The organism is Corynebacterium pilbarense, assembly GCF_026930265.1.
Lineage (GTDB): Bacteria > Actinomycetota > Actinomycetes > Mycobacteriales > Mycobacteriaceae > Corynebacterium > Corynebacterium pilbarense.
This window is the reverse complement of record NZ_JANRML010000016.1, coordinates 1-25,731: the sequence shown is the minus strand read 5'-3', so window position 1 is coordinate 25,731 and position 25,731 is coordinate 1. Positions and strand designations below refer to the sequence as shown.

Genomic DNA, 25,731 nt, shown 5'->3' with positions numbered 1-25,731 from the left:
TCGCTGTTGTTGATAGCGATTTCACCGCCTCACTCCGGCCCCGGGGTGGGGCGGTTTCACTTTCCCGCTGGGGATTTGGAGGCCCGCGCGCCCAGCTGTATATTTACGTGAGTTATCCAAGGGGCTATGGCGCAGTTGGTAGCGCACCACACTGGCAGTGTGGGGGTCACGGGTTCGAATCCCGTTAGCTCCACTCCATAACTACATATCCTTGGGGCTATGGCGCAGTTGGTAGCGCACCACACTGGCAGTGTGGGGGTCACGGGTTCGAATCCCGTTAGCTCCACTAGCAAAGCTGTCCGGCCGGTTGGTCGGGCAGCTTTTTCGTATTCTGGGGCGCATGGACACCCCGATCGGACCGTTGCGCCTCGTCGCCAATGAGTGCGGCGTGACCCGTGTGTGCTTCGAGGGGGAGCAGCTGCCTATCGACGAACCTCCGGCGAGCCCCCTGGTCACCCAAGAACTGACCGAATACTTTGCCGGCACGCGCCGGGAGTTCTCCGTGCCGCTGGACCTGCAGAACGTGACCGAGTTCCGCGCTGCGGTGCTGCGGGAGCTGGAGAAAGTCCCGTACGGGGAGACCACCTCCTACGCGGAGCTCGCCCGCGCGGTGGGCAACCCCAATGCGGTGCGCGCGGTGGGCAGCGCGTGCGCCACTAACCCGCTGCCGCTGTTCATCCCGTGCCACCGGGTGCTGCGTTCCGACGGCCAACTCGGCGGTTACCGTGGCGGGGTAGAGGCAAAACGTTTCCTACTGCGAATGGAGGGCATCGATGTCTGACACGTTTGTCAAGCACGGCAGCGCGCCGGGAGCCGCGGCCGCGGAAGCCGCGTACCTGCGCTGGCTGTGCGAGGGCTCCACCGCGGTGGTGGAGGTGCTGGACCTGGACGAGGATGCGAACACGCTGACCATCGAGAAAGTGGATTCGGCCCGCCCGACCGTGGACGCGGCACGCGAGGCCGGCCGGGAGCTGGCCGCCATCCACGCCATGGGGGCCGCCGCGTTCGGCGCGCCCGCGGACGGGTGGGAAGGCCCCAACTTCATCGGCACCCGCCAGCAGGCGTGCGAGCCCACCGAGCGCTGGGCCGAGTTCTACGTGCATCAGCGGGTGCTGCCATTCGCCGAGAAGGCGCTAAGGGCGGGGAATCCCGGGGGCGGCGGTATGGACGTCGTCAAGCAAGCATGCGATGCGCTGCTCGAAGAAGACGAGGACGCCCCGCTGGCGCGCATCCACGGCGACCTGTGGGCGGGCAACCTGCTGTTTGGGTCGGAGGGCCCGCGGTTCATTGACCCGGCGGCGCACGGCGGGCACCCACTGACCGACATCGCGATGCTCGAGCTGTTCGGCGCGCCGCACTTCAGCGCGATCGTGGACGGGTACCTGGATGCCGGCGGCGAGCTGGGGCGCGACTGGCAGCGTCGCATCGCGGTGCACCAACTGCACCCGCTGGCGGTGCACGCGTGGACGCACGGCCCGTCCTACGGCTCCGCGCTCGTGCGCGCGGCGGAGGAGACCCTGCGCGTGATAGACAGTAGGCAATAAAGGAGGAGATTCAGATGGGGAATGTAAAAAGTTCGCTAGATAGGCTCGAAGAACTTGGGCTTCTCGAGCAGCGCGGCAAACCCTTCGAAGTGACCTGGGAACCTATCCAGCTCGACTTCACTCTGGAGGAATGGCTCGAAGAGGAACGCGGTGAGGAGCGCTTAGAGCGGGTGATGGCGGACCTCCGCGACCTGCCCTAACGCCACCAGGTGTCGTTCGGGCCCGGCGGCAGGTGGCGCTTGTGCTGGCCGACACGCCACAGGTGCTCGAGGCGCTCGGCGGCCTCGGCGGGAATCTGCTTGCCCTCCAGGTAGTCGTCGATGTGGGCGTAGGTGACGCCGAGCGCCTCTTCGTCGGGAAGTGCGGGGCGGTCTTCTTCCAGGTCCGCGGTCGGGACCTTCTCCCACAGGCGGGGTTCGGCGTCGAGGTGGGCCAAAAGCGCCGCGCCCTGGCGCTTGTTCAACCCTGCCAGCGGGATAAGGTCTGCGGCGCCGTCGCCGTGTTTGGTGAAAAACCCGGTGATGTTCTCCGCCGCATGGTCCGAGCCCACCACCAGAAGACCGCGCTCGCCGGCGATGGCATACTGGGCGATCATGCGCATGCGCGCCTTGACGTTGCCCTTGTTGAAATCGCCGAGGCTGTCCGCTCCCAGCGCGCCCGCCACAGCACTAGCTAGGGCGGTGGTGGCTGGCTCGATGTCCACCGTGACCGTTTCGTCGGGCTGGATGAACTTGAGTGCCAGCTGCGCGTCGTCCTCGTCGGCCTGCACGCCGTGAGGCAGCCGCACCGCAACGAAGGTCGCGTCGCTGCCGTTCGCCCGGCGTTTCTCCACCGCCAGCTGCGCCAGACGTCCGGCGAGCGTGGAGTCCTGCCCGCCGGAAATGCCGAGTACGTACCCCTTCGCGCCGGTGGCGTCCAGGTAGTCCACTAGGAACTGCACGCGCCGGGTGATCTCGGTGGCCGGGTCGATGGTCGGTGCCACGCCGAGGGTGGCGATGATCTCTGACTGCATGGCGCTCATGGTAGGAGGTTTTGATTCAGCGCGTCCGGTGTGTAACATTTACCCCCGTGTTGCGACTCGGCAGCTCGCCGATGGTCGCTAATTGCAGGTAATCCGAGCAGAAAGGAGCGCCCGATGAAGGTCCGCAAGTCGCTTCGGTCGCTGAAGAACAAGCCGGGCGCTCAGGTTGTGCGCCGCCACGGCAAGGTTTTTGTGATCAACAAGAAGGATCCCCGCTTCAAGGCTCGCCAGGGCTAAGCGCGAATCCTGCCCCGTCACCGGTTGGTGGCGGGGCTTTTTGCTTTTCTGCGAAACCCCCGTCCTGAAACCAATTTCGGCCAAAATTACACGCGTGGGAGCCCAAAACTGTCCATGTTCTAACTACATGTAGGTGATTCGCCACCCCTATCCTGGGAATACCACCCGTGTAACTACTACATGTAGTAGCGGTTGCCGAAGTTTCCCCCAAGGTATAGTGTCTCTTGGTGTTGCCCCGGGGGAGCCGGGGAATTGAGAAAAAGCGTCGAAATCCAGTCGAATCCCGGTCGAAGACCCGCACAGAAAGAGCCTGAAGAACTATGTCGATCACCGTTTACAGCAAGCCGGCCTGCATGCAGTGCAAGGCAACCGAGAAGGCCCTAACCAAGGCCGGCCTTGAGTTCACCACGGTTGACATCTCCATGGACGACGAGGCCCGCGACTACGTCATGGCCCTCGGCTATGTGCAGGCCCCGGTCGTTGAGGCCAACGGCGAGCACTGGTCCGGCTTCCGCCCGGACCGCATCAAGGGCCTCGCCGCCGCTGCGTAACTGCCCGGTCCCCGCCGCCCGCGCCCGTCCGGCCCGCGGATCCAGCTAGTAAGACCCAGCTAACGGTCCCAAAAAGGCGAATAGCTGGAACCTAGTAGCTGGATTTGGTTCTGGGAGGGGGCGGGAAAAGCGCGGGCGCCACACAACAGAAAACTCAAGACGAAGAAAGGCGGCTGCCATGCTGGTGGTCTACTTCTCTTCCGCGACGGAGAACACGAAGCGGTTTGTGGAGAAGCTCGGCCTCCCGTCCCAGCGCATCCCGTTGCGCAGGAACGACCCGGAACTCAACGTCGACGAGCCGTACGTGCTCATCTGCCCCACATACGGTGGCGGAGTGAGCGTCAGCGGCGGCAACTCGCGGCCGGTGCCGGGGCAGGTGATCCGCTTCCTCAACAACGAAGGCAACCGGAGCCTGATCCGGGGTGTCATCGCCGCCGGCAACTCCAACTTCGGGGCAGATTACTGTCTTGCCGGGAAGGTTATCGCCGACAAGTGTAAGGTCCCATACTTGTACCGGTTCGAGCTCATGGGCTCGGCCGAGGACGTTGCGCACGTGCGCCGCCAACTGGTCGAAAACGCTGGAAGGTTGGGGCTGCGTGGGGGACCGGAGGTCGTCGATAGGCAAGATGCCCCGGACGAATCCGAGCGGCTTGCAAAACTGCGCGAAAAATACGCCGGTAAATATTCAAGAACACGATGAAGGACGAGATGTGACTACCCAGACTGTCGGTAAGAATGTCCCGGAGCCGGTCAACGAAAGCGACCAGCTAGATTACCACGCGCTCAACGCGCTTCTGAACCTCTACGACGAAAACGGCCAGATCCAGTTTGAAAAGGACCGCGAGGCCGCGAACCAGTTCTTCCTCCAGCACGTCAACCAGAACACCGTCTACTTCCACGACCTGGAAGAAAAGATCGACTACCTGGTCACCAACAAGTACTACGAGCCGGACACCATTGAGAAGTACGACTGGAACTTAATTAAGGACACGTTCAAGCGCGCGTACTCGTACAAGTTCCGCTTCAAGTCCTTCCTCGGCGCATACAAGTACTACACCTCCTACACGCTGAAGACCTTCGACGGGCGCCGCTACCTCGAGCGCTTCGAGGACCGCGTGGCCATGACCTCCCTCTTCCTCGCCGACGGCAACGAGGAGCTCGCATTCGCGCTTGTGGACGAGATCATGACCGGCCGCTTCCAGCCCGCCACCCCGACGTTCTTGAACGCCGGCAAGGCGCAGCGCGGCGAGTTGGTGTCCTGCTTCCTTTTGCGCATCGAAGACAACATGGAGTCCATCGGCCGCGCCATCAACTCGTCGCTGCAGCTGTCCAAGCGCGGCGGCGGCGTGGCACTGCTTCTGAGCAACATCCGTGAATCCGGCGCGCCGATCAAGCACATCGAAAACCAGTCCTCCGGCGTCATCCCAGTGATGAAGCTTTTGGAAGACGCGTTCTCCTACGCCAACCAGCTCGGCGCACGCCAGGGTGCAGGTGCGGTGTACCTCAACGCCCACCACCCCGACATCATGCGCTTTTTGGACACCAAGCGCGAGAACGCGGACGAGAAAATCCGCATCAAGACCCTCTCGCTCGGCGTGGTCATCCCGGACATCACTTTTGAGCTGGCCAAGCGCAACGACGACATGTACTTGTTCTCCCCGTACGACGTCGAGCGCGTCTACGGCGTGCCGTTCGCGGACATCTCCGTGACCGAAAAGTACGAGGAGATGGTCGAAGACCCGCGCATCCGCAAGTCCAAGATCTCTGCGCGCGCGTTCTTCCAGACCATCGCCGAGATCCAGTTCGAGTCCGGCTACCCGTACATCATGTTCGAGGACACGGCGAACCGCGCGAACCCGGTGAAGACCGGCCGCATCAACATGTCCAACCTGTGCTCGGAGATCCTGCAGGTCAACTCCCCGTCAGTGCTGAACGAAGACCTGACCTACGCCGAGACCGGCCACGACATCTCCTGCAACCTGGGGTCGCTGAACATCGCGATGGCGATGGACTCCGACGACTTCGCCAAAACCGTCGAGACCTCCATCCGCGCGCTGACCGCAGTGGCGGACAAGACCTCCATCGACTCCGTGCCGCCGGTGCGCGACGGCAACGACGCCTCCCACGCCATCGGCCTGGGCCAGATGAACCTGCACGGCTACCTCGGCCGCGAGCACATCGAATACGGCTCCGAGGAAGGCCTGGACTTCACCAACGCCTACTTCGCCGCCGTGATGTACCAGTGCCTGCGGGCCTCCCACAAGATCGCCGTGGAGAAGGGCACCGCGTTCGCGGATTTTGCCAATTCCGAGTACGCCACGGGCGAGTTCTTCGACCGCTACAACCCGGAGGACTTCCAGCCCAAAACCGACAAGGTCAAGGAGCTGTTTGCCAACTCCAACATCGCCGTGCCGACGGCGCAGGAGTGGGCGCAGCTGAAGGACGACATCGCCCGCGACGGCATCTACAACCGCTACCTGCAAGCCGTGCCGCCGACCGGCTCGATTTCCTACATCAACAACTCCACGTCCTCGATCCACCCGATCGCCTCCAAGATCGAGATCCGCAAGGAAGGCAAGATCGGCCGCGTCTACTACCCGGCGCCGCACATGGACAACGAGAACATCGAGTACTTCAAGGACGCCTACGAGATCGGCTACGAAAAGATCATCGACACCTACGCGGTGGCCACGAAGTACGTCGACCAGGGTCTGTCGCTGACCCTGTTCTTCAAGGACACGGTGACCACCCGCGACATCAACCGCGCGCAGATCTACGCGTGGAAGAAGGGTGTGAAGACCTTGTACTACATCCGCCTGCGCCAGATGGCGCTGGAAGGCACTGAGATCGAGGGCTGCGTCTCCTGCATGCTCTAGGGCGGTAGGGGAGCGCGTGCTTCTCGACGAGAAAATCGCTGATCTGCTAGTTCCGTTTTTGGGCAACTAGCAGATCAGCAACATGGCGGGGCTCACCGGGGAGAGTTACATCTCCATAAAATCGTTGACGCCGCGGAGGAGACGCCGAGAAGCATCCTCGGCAGCATCCGCATTGCCGGAAGCAATGGCCTGCGCCAGATCCACGTGGATCTGCATGGTGTCCACGTGCGGGTCGTCCGGCATGATGCCGTACAGCGCGCGGCCGGACATGATGTCCATGATCGGCGGGGTCAGCGCCACAAACATCTCGTTGCCCGACGCCTCGAGCATGAGCGCGTGGAACTCCAGGTCCGCCTCCTGGAATGCGTCCGAGTTGCCGCTTTCCTGGCCGGCCAGCTCGACGATCTGGTCTGCCAGCTCGCACAAGCGGCGGCCCTGCTCCTTCGTTGCGTTGACGGCGGCGAGGCGGGCGGCGGTGGGCTCGATGGCGTCGCGCAGCTCGCGCAACGACGCCAACTGTGCCGGGCGTTGCTCCTCAGTGCGCAGGCGCCAGGAGATAATCGCGTGGTCGAACACGTTCCACTCGCTTTGCGGCAGAACCTTCAGCCCCACGCGGCGGGACGAAGACACAAGACCGAGCTGCTCGAGCGCGCGCATCGCCTCGCGGGCGACGGTGCGGGAGATGCCGAAGCGCTCCGACAGGTCGTGGAGGGTGAACGTGTGCCCCTCGGGCTGGCTGCCTGAAACGATTTCCTCGCCGAGCGTGTCCAGGATCGACGAAAGTAGTGGCTGAGAGGACCGATGACCGCTGGTAGCCACGGCGCGACCTCCTTTAAGAGATGATGTTTGCGACAGTATGCGAGTAGTTTAGTCATGCAGCTGCCCAGTTATGGCATCGCGTGGAGCCGATTTCCGGGCGGGGCGCAGGACGTCTCCCGAGGCGTTTGACACCGAAGTAGGATGGTCGCCATGACTGACGATTACGCGCGTTACCTCGAGTCCCACGAAAAGCCCGTGAAGGCTATTAACTGGAATAGCGTCCCGGACGACAAGGACCTTGAAGTGTGGGATCGCCTGACCGGCAACTTCTGGCTCCCAGAAAAGATTCCGGTGTCCAACGACATCCAGAGCTGGAACACCCTCAACGACGAAGAAAAGCAAGCCACCATGCGCGTGTTCACCGGCCTGACGCTGCTGGACACAATCCAGGGAACCGTCGGCGCGGTCTCGCTACTGCCGGACGCGAATTCGTTGCACGAGGAAGCGGTGCTGACCAACATCGCCTTCATGGAGTCGGTGCACGCGAAGTCCTACTCCAACATCTTCATGACCCTTGCGGACACTCCCGCAATTAACGACGCGTTCCGCTGGTCCGAGGAAAACGAGTACCTCCAGCGCAAGGCGAAAATCATCCTGAGCTACTACGAGGGCGACGACCCGCTCAAGCGCAAGATTGCGTCTGTGATGCTGGAGTCCTTCCTGTTCTACTCCGGCTTCTACCTGCCGCTGAACTGGTCGGTGCACTCCAAGCTGACGAACACCGCCGACATCATCCGCCTGATTATCCGCGACGAGGCGGTGCACGGCTACTACATCGGCTACAAGTACCAGGTGGCGCTGCGAGGCGAGTCGGAGGAGCGCAAGGAGGAGCTGAAGGACTACGCATTCGAGCTGCTCTACGACCTTTACGAGAACGAAAACCAGTACACCGAGGACATCTACGACGCGCTCGGCTGGACCGAAGACGTGAAGCGCTTCTTGCGGTACAACGCCAACAAGGCGCTGAACAACCTCGGTTATGAGGGCCTGTTCCCGGTGGACGAGACGAAGGTGTCGCCGGCAATTTTGGCTTCGCTGTCGCCGAACGCGGACGAGAACCACGACTTCTTCTCCGGTTCCGGCTCCTCCTACGTCATTGGACGCGCGGAGGACACTCAGGACGACGACTGGGATTTCTAGGCACAAACTTTACGACGTACCTTCGGTGACCCCCGGTTCGCGCTCGCGAGCCGGGGATTTTTCATCCCCGCCGGGCAGTTCCCATGCGCCTCACCAGTTACAGCCCGGGTTGGCTTGGCCGGGTGCTGACCCCGCACGGGGGCACCATTGCGGGAGGCTGGAAAAACAATGTGTGGAACGTTATGCTGATTCGGTATCACTCGTGGCATCTGTGCCTAATCCGGCGTCGGTCGGGGTAGGCGCAGGCGCCGTAGTCAGGAGGATTAGATGACCGCTGTGGCACCGCGGCTGGATAATTACGTCCCGCCGACACGCCCAGAGCCCACGGGCAACGCTCGCAAGGGCTCGATGTTTTACAAGCAACTCACCACGACTGACCATAAAGAACTGGGCATCATGTACATCATCATGTCCTTCGTCTGGTTCTTTGTGGGCGGTCTTATGGCGCTGCTGATTCGTGCTGAGCTGTTCAGTCCGGGTCTGCAGTTCCTGTCCAACGAGCAGTTCAACCAGCTGTTCACCATGCACGGCACTGTCATGCTGCTGGCGTTCGGTACCCCGATCGTCTGGGGTTTTGCCAACTACGTGCTGCCGCTGCAGATCGGCGCACCGGACGTGGCCTTCCCGCGCCTGAACGCGTTCGGCTTCTGGGTCACCAGCATCGGCGTCATCGCCATGCTTCTCGGCTTCGTCACCCCGGGTGGCGCTGCCGACTTCGGTTGGACCATGTACATGCCGCTGGCTGACTCTGTGCACACCCCGTCCGTCTCAGCCAACCTCTGGATTGTCGGCGTGGGTGCCACCGGTGTGGGCACCATCGCCTCCGCAGTGAACATGCTCACCACCGTGCTGACAATGCGTGCGCCGGGCATGACCATGTTCCGTCTGCCGGCGTTCACCTGGACTGTCTTCGTCACCTCCATCATCGCCCTGATGATTTTCCCGCTGCTGACTGCTGCGGCGATGGGCGTGCTCTACGACCGTCTGCTCGGCGGCCACATCTTCGACACCGCTAACGGCGGCACGATTCTGTGGCAGCACATGTTCTGGTTCTTCGGCCACCCCGAGGTGTACGTCCTGGCGCTGCCGTTCTTCGGCTTGATCTCCGAGATCGTTCCGGTGTTCTCCCGTAAGCCGATCTTCGGCTACATCGGTCTGATCTTTGCAACCCTGGCAATTGCTGGTCTGTCCATGGCCGTGTGGGCGCACCACATGTTCGCCACCGGCGCGGTTCTGCTGCCGTTCTTCTCGTTCATGACCTTCCTCATCTCCGTGCCGACCGGCGTGAAGTTCTTCAACTGGCTGGGCACGATGTGGAACGGCCACCTCACGTTCGAGACCCCGATGTTGTGGGCTGTCGGCTTCCTGTTCACCTTCCTGTTCGGTGGTCTGACCGGCATCATGCTGGCTTCCCCGCCGCTGGATTTCCAGCTGCACGACTCCTACTTCGTGGTTGCGCACTTCCACTACACCCTGTTCGGCACCGTGGTGTTCGCCTCCACTGCTGGCGTGTACTTCTGGTTCCCGAAGATGACTGGCCGCATGCTGGACGAGAAGCTGGGCAAGATCCACTTCTGGTTCACGGTCGTCGGCTTCAACATGACCTTCCTGGTCCAGCACTGGCTGGGCAACATGGGTATGCCACGCCGCTACGCCGACTACCTGGACACCGACGGCTTCACGCTTCTGAACCAGGTTTCCACGGTTGGCTCGTTCATCCTGGGCATCGGCATGCTGCCGTTCATCTGGAACGTTTTCAAGTCCTGGCGCTACGGCGAGATCGTCACCGTCGACGATCCGTGGGGCTACGGTAACTCGCTGGAATGGGCAACCACCTGCCCGCCGCCGCGCCACAACTTCACCGCCCTGCCACGTATCCGCTCTGAGCGCCCGGCGTTCGAGCTGCACTACCCGCACATGGTGGAGACCCTGCGCCGCGAGGCTCACACCGGTCACCGCGACTCGGGCAAGGGCGGCAACCACGAATTGGCCGCCGTCGAGGGTAGCGCTCGCGCTACCAGCTAGTATTCTCGTCTCGGCCTCCTGAACGAACCCCCGCTTCGGCGGGGGTTTTCGTCGTTTCAGCCAGCCGGAATTGCGGAGTACCCTGACCCCGATGACTGAACAGATGACCGCCGCCGCTCACCAGCTCCTGCAAGACCGAGTCTCCGGCGACTACAAAGCCCGCAGCGAGGACGCGCGAGACCCGCAAACTGTGCAAGCGATGCAGCTGGCCATCAACCTGCCCAAGCAGGATCCACCGAGCCGCAACCAGGTGCTTGCAGACGCCGCCCGCGCCGCCGTGGCGGTGTGCCTGGACCCGCGCGCGGGAGAGGACGGCTTTTGGCGCGACGCGTTGGACGCCTGGTACTCCCACCGCATCCGCAAGGTGGCCCGCCGCGCCCGCAACAAAGCCTGGGATGACGTGCAGGTGTTGCCCGGGGTCACCGTCGGCAGTGTGCGCGCGTTTGTCCCCTCGGCAGTCTCTGAGGTGCCGCACTCGATTGCGAAGCTGCAGATCAAGGGCACGGAGATAGAACCGGGGGAGGTGCGCCCGCTCGATTCAGAAGCGCCGCTTATCGCGCTTGACACGTCGCTGCAGATGTCTGCGGGCAAGGCCGCGGCGCAGGCCGGCCACGCTTCGATGCTGCTCGCGGCCGCACGTGAGACGTCCTGGGTGCAGCAGTGGGCGCAAGCCGGCTTCCCGCTGAACGTTCGCGAGCTGCCCCGCGAGGAATTCGCCGAGCTCGCCGCGCGCCCCGAGACGGTAGCGGTTCGCGACGCGGGGTTCACCGAGGTCGCGCCCGGCTCCACCACAGCGATTGCTATTGCTTAGCCACGAGCCTGCGCAGCGCCCCGCGCACCGTGTCCGCGTCCGTGGTGTCCCAGAACGCCGGGAGGCTGCGCCGGATGAACGAGCCGTAGCGCTTCGTTACCAACCGGTTGTCTAACACGGCGACGACCCCGCGGTCGTCGACAGACCGCAATAGTCTGCCCGCGCCCTGCGCCATGAGCAGGGAGGCGTGCGTGGCGGAAACCTCCATGAAGCCGGAACGGCCCGCGGCATCCGCGGCGTTGGAGCGCGCCTGCAACAGGGGATCGTCGGGGCGGGGGAAGGGGATGCGATCGATGATCACCAGCGAACACGCGCTGCCCGGCACGTCCACGCCCTGCCAGAGGGTGAGGGTGCCAAACAGGCAGGAGTTCTCGTTTTTGGCGAACGTGTCCACCAGCGTGCCGGTGGAGTCCTCGCCCTGCAGCAGGATGTCGAAGGGCAGGCGCGAGCGCATGGCTTCGGCGGCCTGCTCGGCGGCGCGGCGGGAGGAGAACAGCCCGAGGGTGCGTCCGCCGGCGGCGGTGATCAGCTCCGCGATCTCGTCCAACGTCTCCGCGGACAGCCCGTCGCGGCCCGGGGTGGGCAGGTGGCGTGCGGTGTAGAGGATGCCGGACTTGCGCGGGTCGAACGGCGTGCCGGCGTCGAGCGAGTCCCAGGAGCCCTGCGGCAGGCCCCAGGAAGCGGCCATGGCGTTGAAGTTGCCGCCCACGGTCAAGGTGGCTGACGTGAGCACTACCGTCTTCTCGCCGAAGAGCCTCTCGTGCAGCAGGCCCGCCACGGACAGGGGCGCGACGGACACGGAATCGCCGTAGCGCTCCGAGCGGGTCAGCCACACCACGTCCGAGTGCTTCGCTGGGTCTGGTTCGTCGAAGACCTCCAGGATGCGCACCACCGCGTCGTGCAGGTCCTCGAGGTGGTTGCGCAGGTTGGCGCGTTCGGCGAACTTCTCGGGGTCGTTCTCGGACTCTCCGGGTGGGGCGTCCGAGATGGCGGTGCGGGTCTTCCACAGCGCGTCGCGAAGCGCGGCGAATGCGCCACGGGCCGGCTCCGAGATGACCTCCCAGCGCCCCGGGGCTTCCAGGTCGATGGCCGCCGTGAAGTCGTCGATGACGTTTTCCAGCGTGTCCCGCTCTGCCCCCAGCTTGCTGGCGCGGCGGGCGGCCATCGCCAGAGCACGCGCGGAGATCTCGGAGGTGGCGACCGAGGTGATGCGGCCGTCGAGCTCGTGGGCCTCGTCGATGATCACGGCGTCGTGCTCGGGCAGCACGGCCACGTCCGCGAGCGCGTCGATAGCCAAAAGCGCGTGGTTGGTCACCACGATGTCCACGTCCTTGGTGCGCTCGCGGGCGAGCTCCGCGAAGCACTCCTCGCCGTGCGGGCAGCGGGTCGCGCCCAGACACTCGTTGGAGGTCACGGACACCTGCCGCCACGCCATGTCCGGTACGCCGGGGACCAGATCGTCGCGGTCGCCCGTCTCAGTGTCCTGCGCCCATTCGGACACGCGCTTGACGAGCTTGCCCAGCCAGGACAGGTCCTCTTCCTCGATGAGGGACTCCGAAGGCGCGTTATCCAGCATCAGTTTGTGCTTGCACAGGTAGTTGTTGCGGCCCTTCTGAATGGCGAAGGTGGGGCGCTCAGGCAACAGCGGCTCAAGCGCGTCTGCCAGCCGGGGCAAATCCCTATCCACGAGCTGCCGCTGCAGCGCGATCGTCGCCGTGGAGACGACCACGGTGGTGCCGTGCGCCTGGGCGTGCCGGATGGCGGGGACGAGGTAGGCCAGGGACTTGCCGGTGCCCGTGCCCGCCTGCACAGCCAGGTGGCGCTCGGAGTCGAGTGCGTTGGTCACCGCCTTGGCCATCTTCACCTGGCCGGGGCGGCGCGAGCCGCTGAGGGACTCGACCGCGGCGGCGAGCAGGTCGGTGGTGGACTGGGTGAGTGGTTCGTCTGCAGCCACGGACTACTCGGTGGGCTCCGGGAAGCCGACGAACTTCGTCGGGATGGCCACCTCGCCGCGCGATAGGGCCAGGCCCTCCCACGGCAGCGTCTTGCGGGCGGCCGCGTGCAGCTCGCGGATCTCCTCGATGCCGGGCTGGCCGTCCACGATTTCGCCGTCGCGGATCAGCGGCACCGTCATCTCGCGGTACTCCAGGTTCGGCTTGCGCGGCACGTCCACACCGAGCGGGTGGATAACCTCGCCGACGGCCACGCCGGAGGAGCGGTACGCGCGCAGGGCGGTCTTGCCGCCGCCGTAGGTGACTTTGCCGGAGGAGCGCTTGGCCACGGGGTGGCCGTCCACCTCCACCAGCTTGTACACCAGGCCCGCGGTGGGCGCGCCGGAGCCGGTGACCACGGAGGTGCCCACGCCGAATCCGTCCACCGGATCGCCGCGCAGGCCAGCAATGGCGAATTCGTCCAGGTCAGAACTGACGATGATGCGGGTGTTGAACGCCCCGGCCTCGTCCAGCTGCTTGCGCACCCGCCTAGAGACGATGCCCAAATCGCCAGAGTCGATGCGCACCGCACCCAGCTCGGTGCCGCCGACCTCGAGCGCGTTTTCCACCCCCTTGGTGATGTCGTAGGTGTCCACCAGCAGCGTGGTGTCCACCCCGAGGGAGTCGATTTGGCCCTTGAACGCGGCCTTCTCGTCCGGGTTGCCGTCCCCGTCCACGTGCAACAGCGTCCAGGAGTGGGCGGAGGTGCCGGAGGCGGGGATGCCGTAGCGCAGGGAGGCCTCCATGTTGGAGGTGGCGTTGAAGCCGGCGATGTAGGTCGCGCGCGCGGCGGAGACGGCCGCCTGCTCGTTGGTGCGGCGCGAGCCCATTTCGATGATCGGGCGCCCGTCCGCGGCAGAGACCATGCGCGACGCTGCTGAGGCGACGGCGGAATCGGAGTTGAGGATGGACAGAAGGACCGTCTCCAAGATCACGCACTCCGCGAACGTGCCGCGCACCGTCATGATCGGCGAGTACGGGAAGTACAGTTCGCCCTCGCGGTAGCCGTCGATCTGCCCGGAGAACTTGTAGTTTTCCAGGTACTCGCGCGCCTCAGGGGAGAGGAAGTCCGCGGTGTCCAGCTGGTCCTTGGTGAAGCGGAACTTGGTGATCGCGTCGAGCACCCGCTCGGTGCCGGCGACCACGCCGTAGCGGCGCTCGTTAGGCATGCGGCGGCCGAAGACCTCGAAGACACAGTCGCGCTGGGCGGTGCCGTCTTTTATCGCCGCGTCGAGCATGGTCAGCTCGTACATGTCCGTGAAAAACGCGGTGGAGCCCTGCGTGCCGGTGGAGTGCGTGGGAGTGTCGTTCATGGTGAGCCAGCGTACCCTGCTGGTACGAGAAGGTAAGGTGGTGCACATGTTTTCCTCAGCCGATTTTCCTGCGGCCAGCCGTGCGCAGCGCATGGGTTCGCCGCTGGCAACCCCGGAGTTGGACGAGGCCCTTGACGTGGACGTGGCCACGAGCGAGAACTTGCCGTGGTTGTGCATCGTGTGGGATGACCCAGTGAACCTGATGAGCTACGTCACCTACGTGTTCCAGACCGTGCTGGGGTATGACCGCAAGCGCGCCACGGAGCTGATGATGCAGGTCCACACCGAGGGCAAGGCCGTGGTGTCCTCGGGCGAGAAGGACAAGGTAGAAACCGACGTGAAGAAGCTGCACACCGCGGGCCTGTGGGCCACGATGCAGCAGGCAGGGTAGGGGAGATTCATGCAGCCGTGGCGTAAGAAGAAGGGCCTGATGCGCTCGACGCCGAAGTACACCACCGTTTTCGACCCGATGGAGCGCGAGGTCATCGGCGACCTCACCGCCACCGTGTCCGAGGCGCTGATCGCACGCGCCCAGTCCGCGCCGAAGGACGAGTTCGCGGAGATGCTCGGGGTCGCCACCGGGCACACCGAGGCGCCCGAGGACCCGCGCCTGGCGCGCCTTCTGCCCGATTTCGAGCGCGAGGGCGACGAGGAGTTCGACGGCGACAACGGCCTGCTGCGCAGCCTGCACGAAAACGACATCATCAAGGCCAAGCTGGTCAACCTCCAGGTGATCAACGCCGCGCTCGGCCCCACCGGCGGCGTGGAAGTGACCATCGAAGAGGGCGAGGCCCACCAGTTCATCGCCGCGCTCAACGACATGCGCCTGTACGCCTCCGCGGACGATTCTGGCAGCGAGGCCGCGCGCGAGGACCGCCAGCGCCTGATCGACTGGTTGGCCTATTGCCAGGACTCTCTCCTCGAAGCTCTCATGGGCTAGCTGGTTCGCCCGCAGCTTTTCGACGCCCTCCGGTCGGCCACCGCAGCAGGACCCTCCGCAGACCCCCTCCCCACATCCCTCTGCAGACCCTGAGTACGGGATCCAGAGTATGGCCCAAAACTGGCCATGCTCTGGATCCCATGCTCAGGGTTTGACGCAAAGACAGGCGCAGCACCGCCGCGCCACAGCCCGGCCCACAATCGGCGAACCCGCTAGACTCCAACCACGATGAGCGATCACAACCACACCCCCGAGGGCTGGGGCTACGGCCAGACCGGGCAGCCGGGTTACGGGAAGCCGTTCCAGCGACCGTTCTCGTACCCGGAGCGGCAGCAGCCGGCGTTTAGCGAGCCCGCCCAGCCGTACAACCCGTACGCGACCCCGCAGCAGCAGGGCCGTAACGGCCAGCCCCAATACAACCAAACCCGCGGAACCAAACGGGTGCCGAAGCGAAAGGCGCAGCGCAGCACGGGCCTGAAGCTCGCCGGCGGCTTCCTTGCCACGATCTGGGTTGTGTTCATCCTGGAGCTGGTGTTCCCGTGGTTGCAGGCGTTTGGCATCCACCCGCTGGACGTGTCTTCCCTGCCGTTGATCTTCACCTCGCCGCTGTTGCACGCGAACCTGGAGCACATCATCTCTAACTCGATCCCCGGCGCAATTTTCGCGTTCCTGGTGGGGTATTCGGGTAAGCGGGTGTTCTGGGAGGTCACCACGTTTGTGGTGATCATCGGCGGCCTTGGCACCTGGCTGCTGGGTGGTGTGGGCACGAACCACATCGGCGCGTCCGGCCTGGTGTACGGCTGGTTGGCGTATCTGATCATCCGTGGCTTTTTCAACCGCTCTATCAGCCAGATCATCACCGGCGTCGTACTCGGCTTTTTCTACTCCAGCCTGATCTTCGGGCTGCTGCCGGGCACGGAGGGTGTGAGCTGGCAGGCTCACCTGTTCGGCGCTATCGGCGGGTTTATCGCTGGCATGGTGATCACCTCCGACGACCCGCCGGAGCTGGTGGCGAAGCGCGAGGCCAAAGCGCGTTCATTGCAGCCTCCAGGGCAGCGATAGGATTTCCGGCGTGGATACTTTCGCCGGCAACCCAAATTCAGCACCGATCGGGCTCTTCGATTCCGGCGTCGGTGGCCTGACCGTCGCCCGTGCGGTGATGGACCAGCTGCCGGGCGAATCCCTGATCTATATCGGCGACACCGCCCACGGCCCTTACGGCCCGCAGCCGATCGCGGACGTACGTGCGCATTCGCAGCGCATTGCCGACGAGCTGGTGGAGCGCGGCTGCAAGATGCTGGTCATCGCCTGCAACACCGCCACCGCCGCGTTCTTGCACGACGCCCGCGAGCGCTACGACATCCCGGTCATCGAGGTGATCCAGCCGGCCGTGCGCCGGGCGATCGCGACCACCCGCAACAGGAAAATCGGCGTGATCGGCACCGAAGGCACGGTGAAGTCCGGCGCCTACCAGGACCTGTTTTCCATTCACCCGGGCCTGGAGGTCACCGCCCAGGCATGCCCGGAGTTCGTGCCGTTTGTAGAGCAGGGCAAAACCTCCGGCAGGGAGGTCCTCGAGGTCGCCAGCGGCTACGTGGCACCACTGCGCGAGGCGGGCGTGGACACGCTCGTGCTCGGCTGCACCCACTACCCGCTGCTGTCGGGTGTGATCCAGCTGGCCATCGGCGATGAGGTCGCGCTCGTCTCCTCGGCCGAGGAGACCTCTAAGGATGTGCTCCGAGTGCTCACTGAGGGCGACATGCTTAACGACGGCACGTCCGCCCCCACCCACGTCTTCGAATCCACCGGCGACCCTGACACCTTCGACGCGCTTGCCCGCCGCTTCCTGGCACCTCCGGTGCACGCCGTGGGCCGCGATTTGAGAATTCACTAGGAAAATGTGCGCCATTCATGGCAGAGTGTGTCCATGCAGTTGACCATCCTCGGGTGCTCCGGGAGCCTGGCCGCGCCCGGTAACCCAGCTTCCTCCTACGTCATCTCCGTGCCTGGTGAAACGGATGTGGTGATGGACTTCGGTCCGGGAGCGCTCGCCGCCATGCAGGAGCGGTTCGACCCGTCTGCGGCGCACGTCATCTTCAGCCATCTCCACGCCGATCACTGCTCGGACTTCCCGTCGCTGCTTGTGTGGCGCCGTTACCACCCCACAGCCCCGGCGGAGCAGCGCCACAGGCTGATCGGCCCCTCGTACGCGCCGGAGCACCTGGGCCGCATGAGCGCGGACGCGCCGGGGGAGCAGGACGACTTTTCGGACACCTTCGAGTTCACCACCTGGCGTACCGGGCAGCCGGAGCAGCTCAGCGGGCTGACCATCACCCCGTTCGATGTAGTCCACCCGGCGCAAGAGTCCCACGCACTGCGCATCGAGGACGCCTCCGGCAAGGTCATCACCTTCTCCGGGGATTCCGGGTTCGCGCCAACGCTTATCGACGCCGCCCGCGCCGCCGACCTCTTCCTGTGCGAAGCCGCCTGGGGCGCGACCTCCGAGGGCAAGGCTGAGGGCATGCACCTGTCCGGCAAGGAGGCCGGTCGTATCGCCCGCGAGGCCGACGTGCAAACCCTGGTGCTGGTGCACATCCAGCCGTGGACCGACCCGGAGGAGGTTCTCGCAGCCGCCCGCGCCGAGTTCGACGGCGAGATCGTCCTGGGCACCGCCGGCGCCACCTTCGAGCTGTAGGCGCCTGCGTTACGCTTGGGGCATGACTGATTTTTCGCGCCTGGACGGCCGCGCCTTCGATCAACCGCGCCCCGTGCGCATCACCCGCGGCTTCACCTCAAACCCCGCCGGCAGCGTGCTGGTGGAGTTCGGCAACACCCGTGTGATGTGCACCGCCTCCGTGGAGGAGGGTGTGCCCCGCTTTAAGAAGGATTCTGGCGAGGGGTGGCTGACCGCCGAGTACGCCATGCTGCCTTCCGCAACGCATGACCGCATGCCGCGCGAGTCCATGAAGGGCAAGGTCAAAGGCCGCACCCACGAGATCTCGCGCCTGGTGGGCCGCTCGCTTCGCGCAGCTGTGGATTTGAGCCAGCTCGGCGAGAACACCATTCAGCTGGACTGCGATGTGCTGCAGGCCGACGGCGGCACCCGCACCGCCTCCATCACCGGCGCGTATGTCGCGCTCGCGGACGCCATCGCGGTGCTCAAAGAGCGCGGCGTGGTCCCGGGCGAACCGCTGCTCAAGCCCATTGCCGCGGTTTCCGCTGGCATTATCGACGGCCACGTGTGCCTGGACCTGCCCTACGAGGAGGACTCCCGCGCCGAGGTCGACCTGAATGTGGTGATGCAGGAGGGCGGAAACTTCGTGGAGATTCAGGGCACCGGCGAGCACGGCCTTTTCGGCCGCGAGCAGCTCGGTGAGATGCTGGATGTCGCGGCCAAGGGCTGCAAGGAACTCATCGCAGCGCAGAAGGCGGCGCTGGGATGGTAAAAGTCCTCGTCGCCTCTAGGAACCAAGGTAAGGTCCGCGAGCTCGAGCAGGTGCTCCGCGAGCTCAACATTGAAGGGGTGGAGCTTGTCTCGCTTCACGACGCTCCGCCGTACCCCGACCCCGTCGAAGACGGACTCACCTTCGTGGACAACGCCCTATTGAAGGCCCGTGCCGGAGCAAAAGCCACCGGTTTGCCCTGCGTTGCCGACGATTCCGGCCTGTCCGTCAAGGCGCTCAACGGCATGCCGGGCATCCTGTCCGCCCGCTGGTCCGGCAACCACGGCGACGATCAGGCCAACAACGACCTTTTGCTAGCCCAAATGGCGGACATCAACGAGCGAGCCGCCGCGTTCGTGTCCTGCTGTGCCCTGGCCGCCCCAGACGGGCAGGAATTCACCGCCGAGGGCCGCTGGGAGGGCGAACTGCTGCGCGAGCCGCGTGGCGAGAACGGCTTCGGCTACGACCCGCTGTTCCAACCCGCCGATGCCGACGGTCGCTCCTCCGCCGAACTCACGCCTGAGGAGAAGAACGCACGCTCCCATCGCGGCAAGGCGCTTCGCGCGCTCGCCCCACACATTGCGGCCCTGCGCTGACGCAATTCGTTACAGTGGGGCAATGATGAAAAAGACGATTGCACTTGCAGGAACTGTTCTCGCCTCCGGCGCGCTTTTGACCGGCTGCGGCCAGAAGGGCGATTTTGACGGCGAGTGGACCGGCGAGATCACCTCCACCCAGGAAGGCAAGGGTGGAGGCCACGCCACCATTACTATCGACGGCGAGGACTGCGACTGGCAGATGACCGAGACCGACGGTGAAACCAACGAGGCGAACTGCCTGCGCGACGACAAGGAGTTCAAGCTCGAGGATCCCCTGACCCACCAGGACCTTGAATACGACGCCGAGCGCAGCGGCGACACCCTCACGCTGAGCCCGGACAACGGGCCAGCTGAAAAGGTCGGCGTGATGGTGCTGACCAAGACCGGCGAGAAGTAGACGTCGCAAAGCAAAAGGCCCGGCAGACGAGTGCTGCCGGGCCTTTGTTGGTGCTTAGGAAAGCTGGAACTTCTCTTTCACTTCATTGCGGCGCTTACCCTCAATGACGAAGGACATAAACGGCACCACACCCGAAAGGGCCGTGGCGATCCAGGTGCCCGCAGACCAACGGGCTTTAGAACCGAGGTTCAGCGACGCCATCAAAAACGCCACGAACGCGAAGCCGTGCACGCGGGCGACCCAGGACAGGTAGTCGACGTTCATGTCCAAGCCGTACTGCATGATCATGCGCGCGACGAGGAGGAGCAGCAGCACACCGGTGATCCATGCGGTGACGGTGAAAAATTGCAGTGCCTGCTTCACGCGGCGCTGGCGCTCCGGGTGGATGCGCGCGGGCTGGGCGGGCTGGGTCTGCGGGGCGGGCTGCGTCATGCTGATTCACCTTTACCTTCAATGTTCGTTCTTCTGCGCGGGGCTACAAGCTTGTTGTATTCCTCCACGTCCAGCTCGGGGCGAGAGGGGAGGAAGTCCTCGTCGATCGCCGTGGGTTCCTTCACCTCGCCGTACTTGGCAAGGTCGGCCTCGTAGAGGTCGTCCATGGTCAGGCTGGCGTTTTCGGCGTCGATCTTGTCGTTTTCCATGCGCATACCCACGCGGTAGGCGTAGACGAAAAACGCCGCGAAGCACGGCCACTGCAGGGCGTATCCCAGGTTTTGGAACGTTCCCGAGCCCGACTGGTAGCGCTCCCACTGCCAGTTGGCGAGCAGGAGACAGGTCACGGCTGCTGCGATCAGCAGCACGATGTGCCACCAGCGCACGCGGACGCGCTCGCGTTGGGGCACCGTCTCAGCGCACTCAACTGCCTTGTTCTCTTCGCTCACAGCTGGTCAGTCTACCCGGCAGCGCGCAAACACCAAACGAAAGTTTGATGCCGCGCAACGATGGGTTACCGCCCGCCGCAGCAGGCGGTGTAACATTCAACGATTGACGCGCCCGTGGCGGAATTGGCAGACGCGCTGGATTTAGGTTCCAGTGCCTTATGGCGTGAGAGTTCAAGTCTCTCCGGGCGCACCACTTTTTCGGGGGTTAGATATCCCAGTCGCGCAGGATGCGGCCCACGTGCCCGGTGGCCTTGACGTTGTACTGGGCGTGATCGATCGTGCCCTTGCCGGCGTCGTCCACGCTGACCAGGAATGTCGAGCGGATCACGCCTTGGACCACCTTGCCGTAGTTCTTCTTCTCGCCGAAGGCGCCGTATGCCTCCATCGTCTCCTTCGTCGGGTCGGAGAGCAGCTCCACTCCCAGCTCGTGGTCGGCGCGGAACTTGGCCAGCTTGTCCTCCGGGTCGGGGCTGATGCCGAGCACGGTCACAGAGGCATCACGGAACTGCTCCATGCTGTCGGTGAAGTCGCATGCCTCGGTGGTGCAGCCGGGGGTGTTGGCCTTCGGGTAGAAGTAGACGATGACGCGCTGGCCAGCGAAGTCGGCGAGCGAGATGTCTTCGCCGCGGTCGTTTTTCAGGGTGAAAGCGGGGGCGGTGTCGCCCTTGTCCAATCTCATCGACTCAGTCATGCTTCCCCGTTTTACACTACTGTGGAGACGAAAAGACGTGAGTCTGTAAAAGTCAACGTAGACGTAGGAGTTTCCCAAAGTGGCACGAGACATTCACGATATCGAGCGCGACCTCGAGCGCACCCGCAACCAGCTCGCCAGCACCCTGGACGAGCTCGCGGACCGTACCAACCCGAAGACCTTGGCCGGCAGCGCGAAGTCTGAGGCCGCTAACTGGCTGCAGGATCCCACTGTGCAGAAGGTCATCGGCGGCGTTGTTGCCGGTATCGCAGCTCTGATCAGCATCAAGGCGTACAACGGTCGCAAGCGCAGGAGCGAGCTCAAGGAGCTGCAGAAGCTTCTCGCCAACCGCTAATCGACGGCGGTATAGCTGAGTTTCCATTCCCACCGCGCCGATACGCTGCATAAAACGCAGTGTGTCGGCGCGGTTTTTGGGTTACGATCAAGCAAAGCAGAAAGGGCATACCAATGACGAATGCGCATGCGCAGACCGAGCATGATCCGGAACTCGAAGAGATGCGTCCCAGTAAGAAACCGCTGTGGATCGCGGTTGCGGTGATTGCGGCGCTGGCGTTGACGCTTACGTTCGCGGGGCCGTCGCTACGCGCCGCGTTTACCCCCGAGACTTCCACCTCCGCAGACGGGCAGGCGGGCTACAACGACACCGACGTCCACTTCCTGGGCATGATGGTGCCGCACCACCAGCAGGCAATCGACATGTCGGACGTGCTGCTGGGTTCGGACGTGGACGATGCCGAGGTCCGTGACCTCGCACAGCGCATCAAAGACGGCCAGGAGCGCGAGAATGAGCAGATGCGCGCTTGGGCGGACGAGTGGGGCATTGAAAAGGACATGGAGCACCACTCCACCCACATCGCCAACGGCATGTTCCACCCGGAGCAGCTTGAGCAGTTCGAGGCGCTGCACGGCGACGAGCTGCGCACCGCGTTTTTAGAGATGATGCACTTCCACCACAACCACGTGATCAAGATGACGCAGGATGAGGTGGACCGCGGCGGGTACGAGCCGCTGCGCGAGATGGCGAAAGAAATGATCGAGGTACAAACTGCCGAGATGGGTGAAATGGAAGAGCTGCTCGGCTACACGCCTTAAGGCTGGCTAAACCAGCTCCGCGCCGGCGTCGATCATTTCCTGGAGCGCGTCGGCGCCGCGTTTATCGTCGACAGGCGAACACATGCCCCGCAGCACCTTGACCTTGAAGCCCTCTTTGAGTGCGTCCAGAACAGTCGCGCGCACGCAGTGGTCGGTGGCGATGCCGCAGACATCCAGGCGGGAGACACCCTGCGCGCGCAGCCAGTCCGCCAGCAGCTCGTCGTTGCCGTTGACACCCTCGAAGCCCGAGTAGGCGGCGGTGAAATGGCCCTTCTTGAAAAACTGGTCGATCAGATCGGTCTTCACCGGCCCGCGAACCTGCGCGCCGTAGGAATCAGCCACGCAGTGCGGCGGCCACGAATCCACGAAATCGGGTGTCTCCGAGAAGTGCGCGCCCGGGTCGATGTGCCAGTCCTGGGTGGCCACGACGTAGTCGTACTCGTGGGTGCGGCTGTCCGCGGTGGAGATCAGTTCGGCGATTTTGGATGCCACTTCGTCGCCGCGCGCGGTGGCCAGGGCACCGCCGAGGCAGAAGTCGTTCTGCACGTCCACGATCACTAATGCTGTCTTCATGGGCTTAAGCCTACTCTCAGGGGACGGGCAGTGGGCGCAATGGCCAAACTCACCTTGAGTTCCCCGGTGGGGCGTGGCCTGCGGAAATAGACTTACAGGTGTGAAGGAAGACCAGCGGCTCCTGCTGCGCCGTTACGCGTGGCTTGGCGCGTTCGGCCTGGCGCACATGTTCCTCCTATTCTACAACGAGATCATGTTCGCCTACGGGCTGGTCGGGGTGGGGCTGGCGGTGGTGTACCGGATGGCGTCGAAAAGCTTGCGGCGCATCGCCTACGTCATCCTCGGCTGCTTCGCGGCCTTTTGCGCGTCGGGCGCCCTCGGCGCCTTCTACGGCTACTTTGACCCGCACAGCACCCGGGACCAGCTCAGTACGGACCTGACCACGTTCGGCGCGTACTTCAGCGCCAACGCGCACTCGGCGGTCGGCTACGTGCAGGGCATCTGGTTCATTGTTATTGAGCTGTTCGCGCTCGCCTTAATCGGGATGGTGTGGGCGCGGGAGCGAGTGCTTTTCGACGTCCACGCGCACCGGCGCACCCTCACCACCTGGTCGTGTATCGCCGCGGCGGTCGTGCTGCTCGTCGGCGTGCCGTGGGGGCTCTCGATTAACGGGGTCCTGCCATCCGAGCTAGAACCGGTGTTTTACATGCTCAACCAGGGATTTGGCTTCCTCACCGGCCCCGGCATCATCGCGGCGCTGGCGCTGGCAACCGAGCATCTCCACAACCGCGTGCCCGGGTGGTCGCGCGTATTCGTGGCATTGGGGCGACGCTCTATGTCCGGCTACATCGCGCAGTCGTTTCTGTTCCTGCTGCTGGTGATCCCGGCTGGGCTGGGGCTGTGGCAGGACGCCGGGCTTGCCGGCAAGCTCCTCGCTGGCACGGTGGTGTGGCTGATCACGCTCGCGCTTGCCGCGGCGTTGGAGGCAGCGGGCAGGCGTGGGCCCTTTGAGTGGCTGCACCGGCGCCTGGCCTACGGGCCTGCGGGAAAGATAGAACAAAACGAGGCCAGCAGGTAATATTCCCGCTGGCCTCGCCGCATGTTGTGCGCCATCAGGGAATCGAACCCCGAACCCACTGATTAAGAGTCAGTTGCTCTGCCAATTGAGCTAATGGCGCGTATTTTGTTTTTCTCTGTTGCTCTCGGCAACGAAAAGAAACTGTAGCACCCACTTGTCTCAGTGTGAAATCGGCTGGTCAGCGGCGAAAAATGCCAGAGGATGAATGTGTGCAAAAGACACGCACGACGATAATGGATTTTGGCTGGTAAGGGGATAGAGTGTGGGGGATTCGCAAACTCAGTGTTGTCCAGAGAATTGAGGGGTTGGCCGTGGTCCATCGAGTGGTACGTGCCTGTGTGCTGGTAGCAGCAGCGGCGACGCTTGCGTCGTGCACCATCGGGGACACCAGCCGGCTGGAGCCCGCCGCGCACACCTCTGACGCCTCGCTGGTGGAAAAGACCACCGAGAAGGCCTCGCCGCGCCCACCCAAAGTCAACGTGGCAAACGGGGAGACTGGAGTCGCGCCGCTGGATCCGATTACGGTGACGGCCGCTGCCGGGTTGTCCTCGGTGACCATGACCAACGAGGCCGGCAAAGAGGTCGAGGGCGAATTCGGCGACGACAAGTCTGAGTGGTCCGTCACCGAGCCGCTCGGCTACGGCCGCACCTACACCGTGGAAGCGCGGGACAAAGAAGGCCAAAAAGTGGTCTCTTCGTTTACCACGCTGACCCCGGACGCGACGGTGAATTCCTACATCGGCCCGCTGGACGGCGCGACTGTCGGCGTGGCGCAGGCCGTGACCATCCGCTTCGACAGCCCCGTGCAAGACACCAAGGCGATGGAGGAGCACATCGATGTGGAGACCTCCAACGACACCGAAGGCGCGTTCTTCTGGCTGGACCCCTACGAGGTGCGCTGGCGCCCCAAGGACTATTGGGAGCCCGGCACCGAAGTCAGCGTGAAGGTGGACATCTACGGCGAGAAGCTGGGCAAGGGCCTCTACGGCGGCGGGGACAACGAGACCAACTTCACCATCGGCGACAAGGTGGAGGCCGCGGTAGACAACGCCGACAAGATGCTGCGCGTGTACTCGGGCGACGAGCTGGTCAAGGAGTTCCCGATTTCGCTGGGCACCGACGGCCAGTACGACACCCCCAACGGGGTGTACGTGGTCGGCGACGAGCACGAGAAGCTGACCATGGATTCGCGCTCCTTCGGCCTAGCGCTGGACGCCGGCGGCTACGTCACGCCGGTGGACTACGCCACGCAGCTGTCCTACTCCGGCATCTACCTGCACTCCGCCCCGTGGGCGCTCGGCGCGATGGGCAGCTACAACCAGTCGCACGGCTGCATCAACGCCTCCTATGACAACGCGCAGTGGTTCCAGAACTTTGTTAAGCGTGGCGATCCGGTGGTGGTGAAGAACACCGCCGGGGGCACGCTCACGCCTTACGACGGCCTGGGCTACTGGAACCTCGATTGGGAGCAGCGCTCCGGCGGTTCGGAGGATCCGCTGTACGAGTAGGGGAGTGCTGTTTTGGCAACGTGGCAAATATTTGCCACATTGCCAAAACGGGACACCCACAGCCGCAAACCCGGGCGACCAAACCAGGGACCAACCAGGCGCCAACGACGAAGGCCTGGCCTGCGAATTCGCAGGCCAGGCCTTAAACTTTGGGGTGGCTGACGGTGCCTGAAGTCACGACATATTTGACGGGGTGTGCCTGCGGAAGGCGTTGTGATCCTTGACAGGTCAGTCGCGTCA

The 25,731-nt window shown here is 64.1% G+C and carries 30 protein-coding genes and 4 tRNA genes; 25 read left to right on the top strand and 9 right to left on the bottom strand.

All coding sequences use genetic code 11. The features are described from left to right. Nucleotides 1-120 precede the first annotated feature (120 nt). From NUW87_RS10140 to NUW87_RS10120, 5 genes are all read left to right on the top strand, one after another. A tRNA-Ala gene (locus NUW87_RS10140) sits at nucleotides 121-193 on the top strand. 20 nt (nucleotides 194-213) lie between these two features. Beyond that, nucleotides 214-286, top strand: a tRNA-Ala gene (locus tag NUW87_RS10135). A gap of 54 nt (nucleotides 287-340) precedes the next feature. After that, complete coding sequence (locus tag NUW87_RS10130) at nucleotides 341-781, top strand: methylated-DNA--[protein]-cysteine S-methyltransferase (RefSeq protein ID WP_269028382.1); 441 nt, start codon at nucleotides 341-343, stop codon at nucleotides 779-781. Further along, nucleotides 774-1,544: a fructosamine kinase family protein gene (locus NUW87_RS10125; protein ID WP_269028380.1), complete on the top strand. Its 771-nt coding sequence runs from the start codon at nucleotides 774-776 to the stop codon at nucleotides 1,542-1,544. Before NUW87_RS10130 ends, NUW87_RS10125 begins: the two co-directional genes overlap by 8 nt. A 14-nt stretch (nucleotides 1,545-1,558) precedes the next feature. Beyond that, complete coding sequence (locus NUW87_RS10120) at nucleotides 1,559-1,744, top strand: hypothetical protein (RefSeq protein ID WP_269028378.1); 186 nt, start codon at nucleotides 1,559-1,561, stop codon at nucleotides 1,742-1,744. Here the strand turns inward: NUW87_RS10120 and nadE are convergent. Then, a complete protein-coding gene (nadE, locus tag NUW87_RS10115; RefSeq protein ID WP_269028377.1) occupies nucleotides 1,741-2,565 on the bottom strand; it encodes an NAD(+) synthase in 825 nt (274 codons plus the stop codon). The two genes, NUW87_RS10120 and nadE, sit on opposite strands and share 4 nt — an antisense overlap. 114 nt (nucleotides 2,566-2,679) lie before the next feature. Here nadE and ykgO point away from each other — a divergent pair, with 114 nt between their 5' ends. The 4 genes from ykgO (at nucleotide 2,680) to nrdE (ending at nucleotide 6,229) form a co-directional block, all read left to right on the top strand. Further along, nucleotides 2,680-2,802 (top strand): type B 50S ribosomal protein L36, encoded by a 123-nt coding sequence (ykgO, locus tag NUW87_RS10110; RefSeq protein ID WP_012732041.1) that lies wholly within the window; start codon nucleotides 2,680-2,682, stop codon nucleotides 2,800-2,802. A 320-nt stretch (nucleotides 2,803-3,122) separates the two neighbouring features. Continuing rightward, a complete protein-coding gene (gene nrdH / locus NUW87_RS10105; protein ID WP_034998070.1) occupies nucleotides 3,123-3,353 on the top strand; it encodes a glutaredoxin-like protein NrdH in 231 nt (76 codons plus the stop codon). Nucleotides 3,354-3,531: 178 nt separating this feature from the next. Then, nucleotides 3,532-4,053 carry a class Ib ribonucleoside-diphosphate reductase assembly flavoprotein NrdI gene (gene nrdI / locus NUW87_RS10100; protein ID WP_076590071.1) on the top strand — a complete coding sequence of 174 codons (522 nt, stop codon included), beginning with the start codon at nucleotides 3,532-3,534 and terminating at the stop codon, nucleotides 4,051-4,053. A 10-nt stretch (nucleotides 4,054-4,063) separates the two neighbouring features. Further along, nucleotides 4,064-6,229 (top strand): class 1b ribonucleoside-diphosphate reductase subunit alpha, encoded by a 2,166-nt coding sequence (gene nrdE, locus NUW87_RS10095; RefSeq protein ID WP_269028374.1) that lies wholly within the window; start codon nucleotides 4,064-4,066, stop codon nucleotides 6,227-6,229. Between the two features lie 105 nt (nucleotides 6,230-6,334). On the opposite strand, the gene NUW87_RS10090 is transcribed toward nrdE, so the two are convergent. Next, entirely contained in the window at nucleotides 6,335-7,048 is a 714-nt protein-coding gene (locus tag NUW87_RS10090) for a FadR/GntR family transcriptional regulator (RefSeq protein WP_269028373.1), read from the bottom strand. A 150-nt stretch (nucleotides 7,049-7,198) separates the two neighbouring features. Here NUW87_RS10090 and nrdF point away from each other — a divergent pair, with 150 nt between their 5' ends. The 3 genes from nrdF (at nucleotide 7,199) to NUW87_RS10075 (ending at nucleotide 11,024) form a co-directional block, all read left to right on the top strand. Then, complete coding sequence (gene nrdF, locus NUW87_RS10085) at nucleotides 7,199-8,188, top strand: class 1b ribonucleoside-diphosphate reductase subunit beta (protein ID WP_269028372.1); 990 nt, start codon at nucleotides 7,199-7,201, stop codon at nucleotides 8,186-8,188. Nucleotides 8,189-8,455: 267 nt separating this feature from the next. Continuing rightward, nucleotides 8,456-10,213 (top strand): aa3-type cytochrome oxidase subunit I, encoded by a 1,758-nt coding sequence (ctaD, locus tag NUW87_RS10080; protein ID WP_269028370.1) that lies wholly within the window; start codon nucleotides 8,456-8,458, stop codon nucleotides 10,211-10,213. A 91-nt stretch (nucleotides 10,214-10,304) separates the two neighbouring features. Next, the gene (locus NUW87_RS10075; protein ID WP_269028368.1) at nucleotides 10,305-11,024 is read left to right on the top strand and encodes a peptidyl-tRNA hydrolase; all 720 of its coding nucleotides are present in this window, start codon (nucleotides 10,305-10,307) and stop codon (nucleotides 11,022-11,024) included. Here the strand turns inward: NUW87_RS10075 and NUW87_RS10070 are convergent. Together NUW87_RS10070 and NUW87_RS10065 are read right to left on the bottom strand one after the other, a co-directional pair. Then, the gene (locus NUW87_RS10070; RefSeq protein WP_269028367.1) at nucleotides 11,014-12,978 is read right to left on the bottom strand and encodes an ATP-dependent DNA helicase; all 1,965 of its coding nucleotides are present in this window, start codon (nucleotides 12,976-12,978) and stop codon (nucleotides 11,014-11,016) included. The two genes, NUW87_RS10075 and NUW87_RS10070, sit on opposite strands and share 11 nt — an antisense overlap. 3 nt (nucleotides 12,979-12,981) lie before the next feature. Then, complete coding sequence (locus NUW87_RS10065; RefSeq protein WP_269028366.1) at nucleotides 12,982-14,328, bottom strand: nicotinate phosphoribosyltransferase; 1,347 nt, start codon at nucleotides 14,326-14,328, stop codon at nucleotides 12,982-12,984. Nucleotides 14,329-14,419: 91 nt separating this feature from the next. Here NUW87_RS10065 and clpS point away from each other — a divergent pair, with 91 nt between their 5' ends. The 8 genes from clpS (at nucleotide 14,420) to lptM (ending at nucleotide 19,707) form a co-directional block, all read left to right on the top strand. Beyond that, nucleotides 14,420-14,719, top strand: a complete 300-nt coding sequence (gene clpS, locus NUW87_RS10060) for an ATP-dependent Clp protease adapter ClpS (protein ID WP_034999101.1) — start codon at nucleotides 14,420-14,422, stop codon at nucleotides 14,717-14,719. A 9-nt stretch (nucleotides 14,720-14,728) separates the two neighbouring features. Then, entirely contained in the window at nucleotides 14,729-15,268 is a 540-nt protein-coding gene (locus NUW87_RS10055) for a DUF2017 domain-containing protein (RefSeq protein ID WP_034998088.1), read from the top strand. Nucleotides 15,269-15,496: 228 nt separating this feature from the next. Continuing rightward, nucleotides 15,497-16,330 (top strand): rhomboid family intramembrane serine protease, encoded by an 834-nt coding sequence (locus NUW87_RS10050; RefSeq protein ID WP_377734864.1) that lies wholly within the window; start codon nucleotides 15,497-15,499, stop codon nucleotides 16,328-16,330. Nucleotides 16,331-16,340: 10 nt separating this feature from the next. Then, complete coding sequence (gene murI / locus NUW87_RS10045; RefSeq protein WP_269028364.1) at nucleotides 16,341-17,162, top strand: glutamate racemase; 822 nt, start codon at nucleotides 16,341-16,343, stop codon at nucleotides 17,160-17,162. Between the two features lie 33 nt (nucleotides 17,163-17,195). After that, nucleotides 17,196-17,963, top strand: a complete 768-nt coding sequence (locus NUW87_RS10040; protein ID WP_034998094.1) for an MBL fold metallo-hydrolase — start codon at nucleotides 17,196-17,198, stop codon at nucleotides 17,961-17,963. A gap of 22 nt (nucleotides 17,964-17,985) precedes the next feature. Next, on the top strand, nucleotides 17,986-18,714 hold the full coding sequence (rph, locus tag NUW87_RS10035; RefSeq protein ID WP_269028362.1) for a ribonuclease PH: 729 nt from the start codon (nucleotides 17,986-17,988) through the stop codon (nucleotides 18,712-18,714). Beyond that, nucleotides 18,708-19,307: an RdgB/HAM1 family non-canonical purine NTP pyrophosphatase gene (gene rdgB / locus NUW87_RS10030; protein ID WP_126857938.1), complete on the top strand. Its 600-nt coding sequence runs from the start codon at nucleotides 18,708-18,710 to the stop codon at nucleotides 19,305-19,307. Before rph ends, rdgB begins: the two co-directional genes overlap by 7 nt. A gap of 22 nt (nucleotides 19,308-19,329) precedes the next feature. After that, nucleotides 19,330-19,707 carry an LPS translocon maturation chaperone LptM gene (gene lptM / locus NUW87_RS10025; protein ID WP_269028360.1) on the top strand — a complete coding sequence of 126 codons (378 nt, stop codon included), beginning with the start codon at nucleotides 19,330-19,332 and terminating at the stop codon, nucleotides 19,705-19,707. A gap of 54 nt (nucleotides 19,708-19,761) precedes the next feature. On the opposite strand, the gene NUW87_RS10020 is transcribed toward lptM, so the two are convergent. Together NUW87_RS10020 and NUW87_RS10015 are read right to left on the bottom strand one after the other, a co-directional pair. Beyond that, nucleotides 19,762-20,139, bottom strand: coding sequence for a DUF3817 domain-containing protein (locus NUW87_RS10020; protein ID WP_051106315.1), 378 nt, complete (start codon nucleotides 20,137-20,139; stop codon nucleotides 19,762-19,764). Next, a complete protein-coding gene (locus NUW87_RS10015; protein ID WP_269028358.1) occupies nucleotides 20,136-20,588 on the bottom strand; it encodes a hypothetical protein in 453 nt (150 codons plus the stop codon). Before NUW87_RS10015 ends, NUW87_RS10020 begins: the two co-directional genes overlap by 4 nt. A 108-nt stretch (nucleotides 20,589-20,696) precedes the next feature. On the opposite strand from NUW87_RS10015, the gene NUW87_RS10010 reads away from it, so the two are divergent. After that, nucleotides 20,697-20,781, top strand: a tRNA-Leu gene (locus NUW87_RS10010). Between the two features lie 12 nt (nucleotides 20,782-20,793). Here NUW87_RS10010 and bcp read toward each other — a convergent pair. Beyond that, nucleotides 20,794-21,279, bottom strand: a complete 486-nt coding sequence (gene bcp / locus NUW87_RS10005) for a thioredoxin-dependent thiol peroxidase (RefSeq protein ID WP_063937859.1) — start codon at nucleotides 21,277-21,279, stop codon at nucleotides 20,794-20,796. Between the two features lie 79 nt (nucleotides 21,280-21,358). Here bcp and NUW87_RS10000 point away from each other — a divergent pair, with 79 nt between their 5' ends. Then, entirely contained in the window at nucleotides 21,359-21,634 is a 276-nt protein-coding gene (locus NUW87_RS10000) for a DUF3618 domain-containing protein (RefSeq protein ID WP_269028356.1), read from the top strand. Nucleotides 21,635-21,747: 113 nt separating this feature from the next. After that, complete coding sequence (locus tag NUW87_RS09995; RefSeq protein ID WP_269028355.1) at nucleotides 21,748-22,392, top strand: DUF305 domain-containing protein; 645 nt, start codon at nucleotides 21,748-21,750, stop codon at nucleotides 22,390-22,392. A gap of 6 nt (nucleotides 22,393-22,398) precedes the next feature. Here NUW87_RS09995 and NUW87_RS09990 read toward each other — a convergent pair whose 3' ends face one another. Further along, nucleotides 22,399-22,965 carry an isochorismatase family protein gene (locus tag NUW87_RS09990; protein ID WP_269028354.1) on the bottom strand — a complete coding sequence of 189 codons (567 nt, stop codon included), beginning with the start codon at nucleotides 22,963-22,965 and terminating at the stop codon, nucleotides 22,399-22,401. A 166-nt stretch (nucleotides 22,966-23,131) separates the two neighbouring features. Here NUW87_RS09990 and NUW87_RS09985 point away from each other — a divergent pair, with 166 nt between their 5' ends. Next, the gene (locus NUW87_RS09985; RefSeq protein WP_269028352.1) at nucleotides 23,132-23,983 is read left to right on the top strand and encodes a DUF418 domain-containing protein; all 852 of its coding nucleotides are present in this window, start codon (nucleotides 23,132-23,134) and stop codon (nucleotides 23,981-23,983) included. 27 nt (nucleotides 23,984-24,010) lie between these two features. Here NUW87_RS09985 and NUW87_RS09980 read toward each other — a convergent pair. Next, nucleotides 24,011-24,083 (bottom strand) — tRNA-Lys (locus tag NUW87_RS09980). A 196-nt stretch (nucleotides 24,084-24,279) separates the two neighbouring features. Here NUW87_RS09980 and NUW87_RS09975 point away from each other — a divergent pair. Next, on the top strand, nucleotides 24,280-25,491 hold the full coding sequence (locus NUW87_RS09975; protein ID WP_377734876.1) for a L,D-transpeptidase: 1,212 nt from the start codon (nucleotides 24,280-24,282) through the stop codon (nucleotides 25,489-25,491). Nucleotides 25,492-25,731 lie beyond the last annotated feature (240 nt).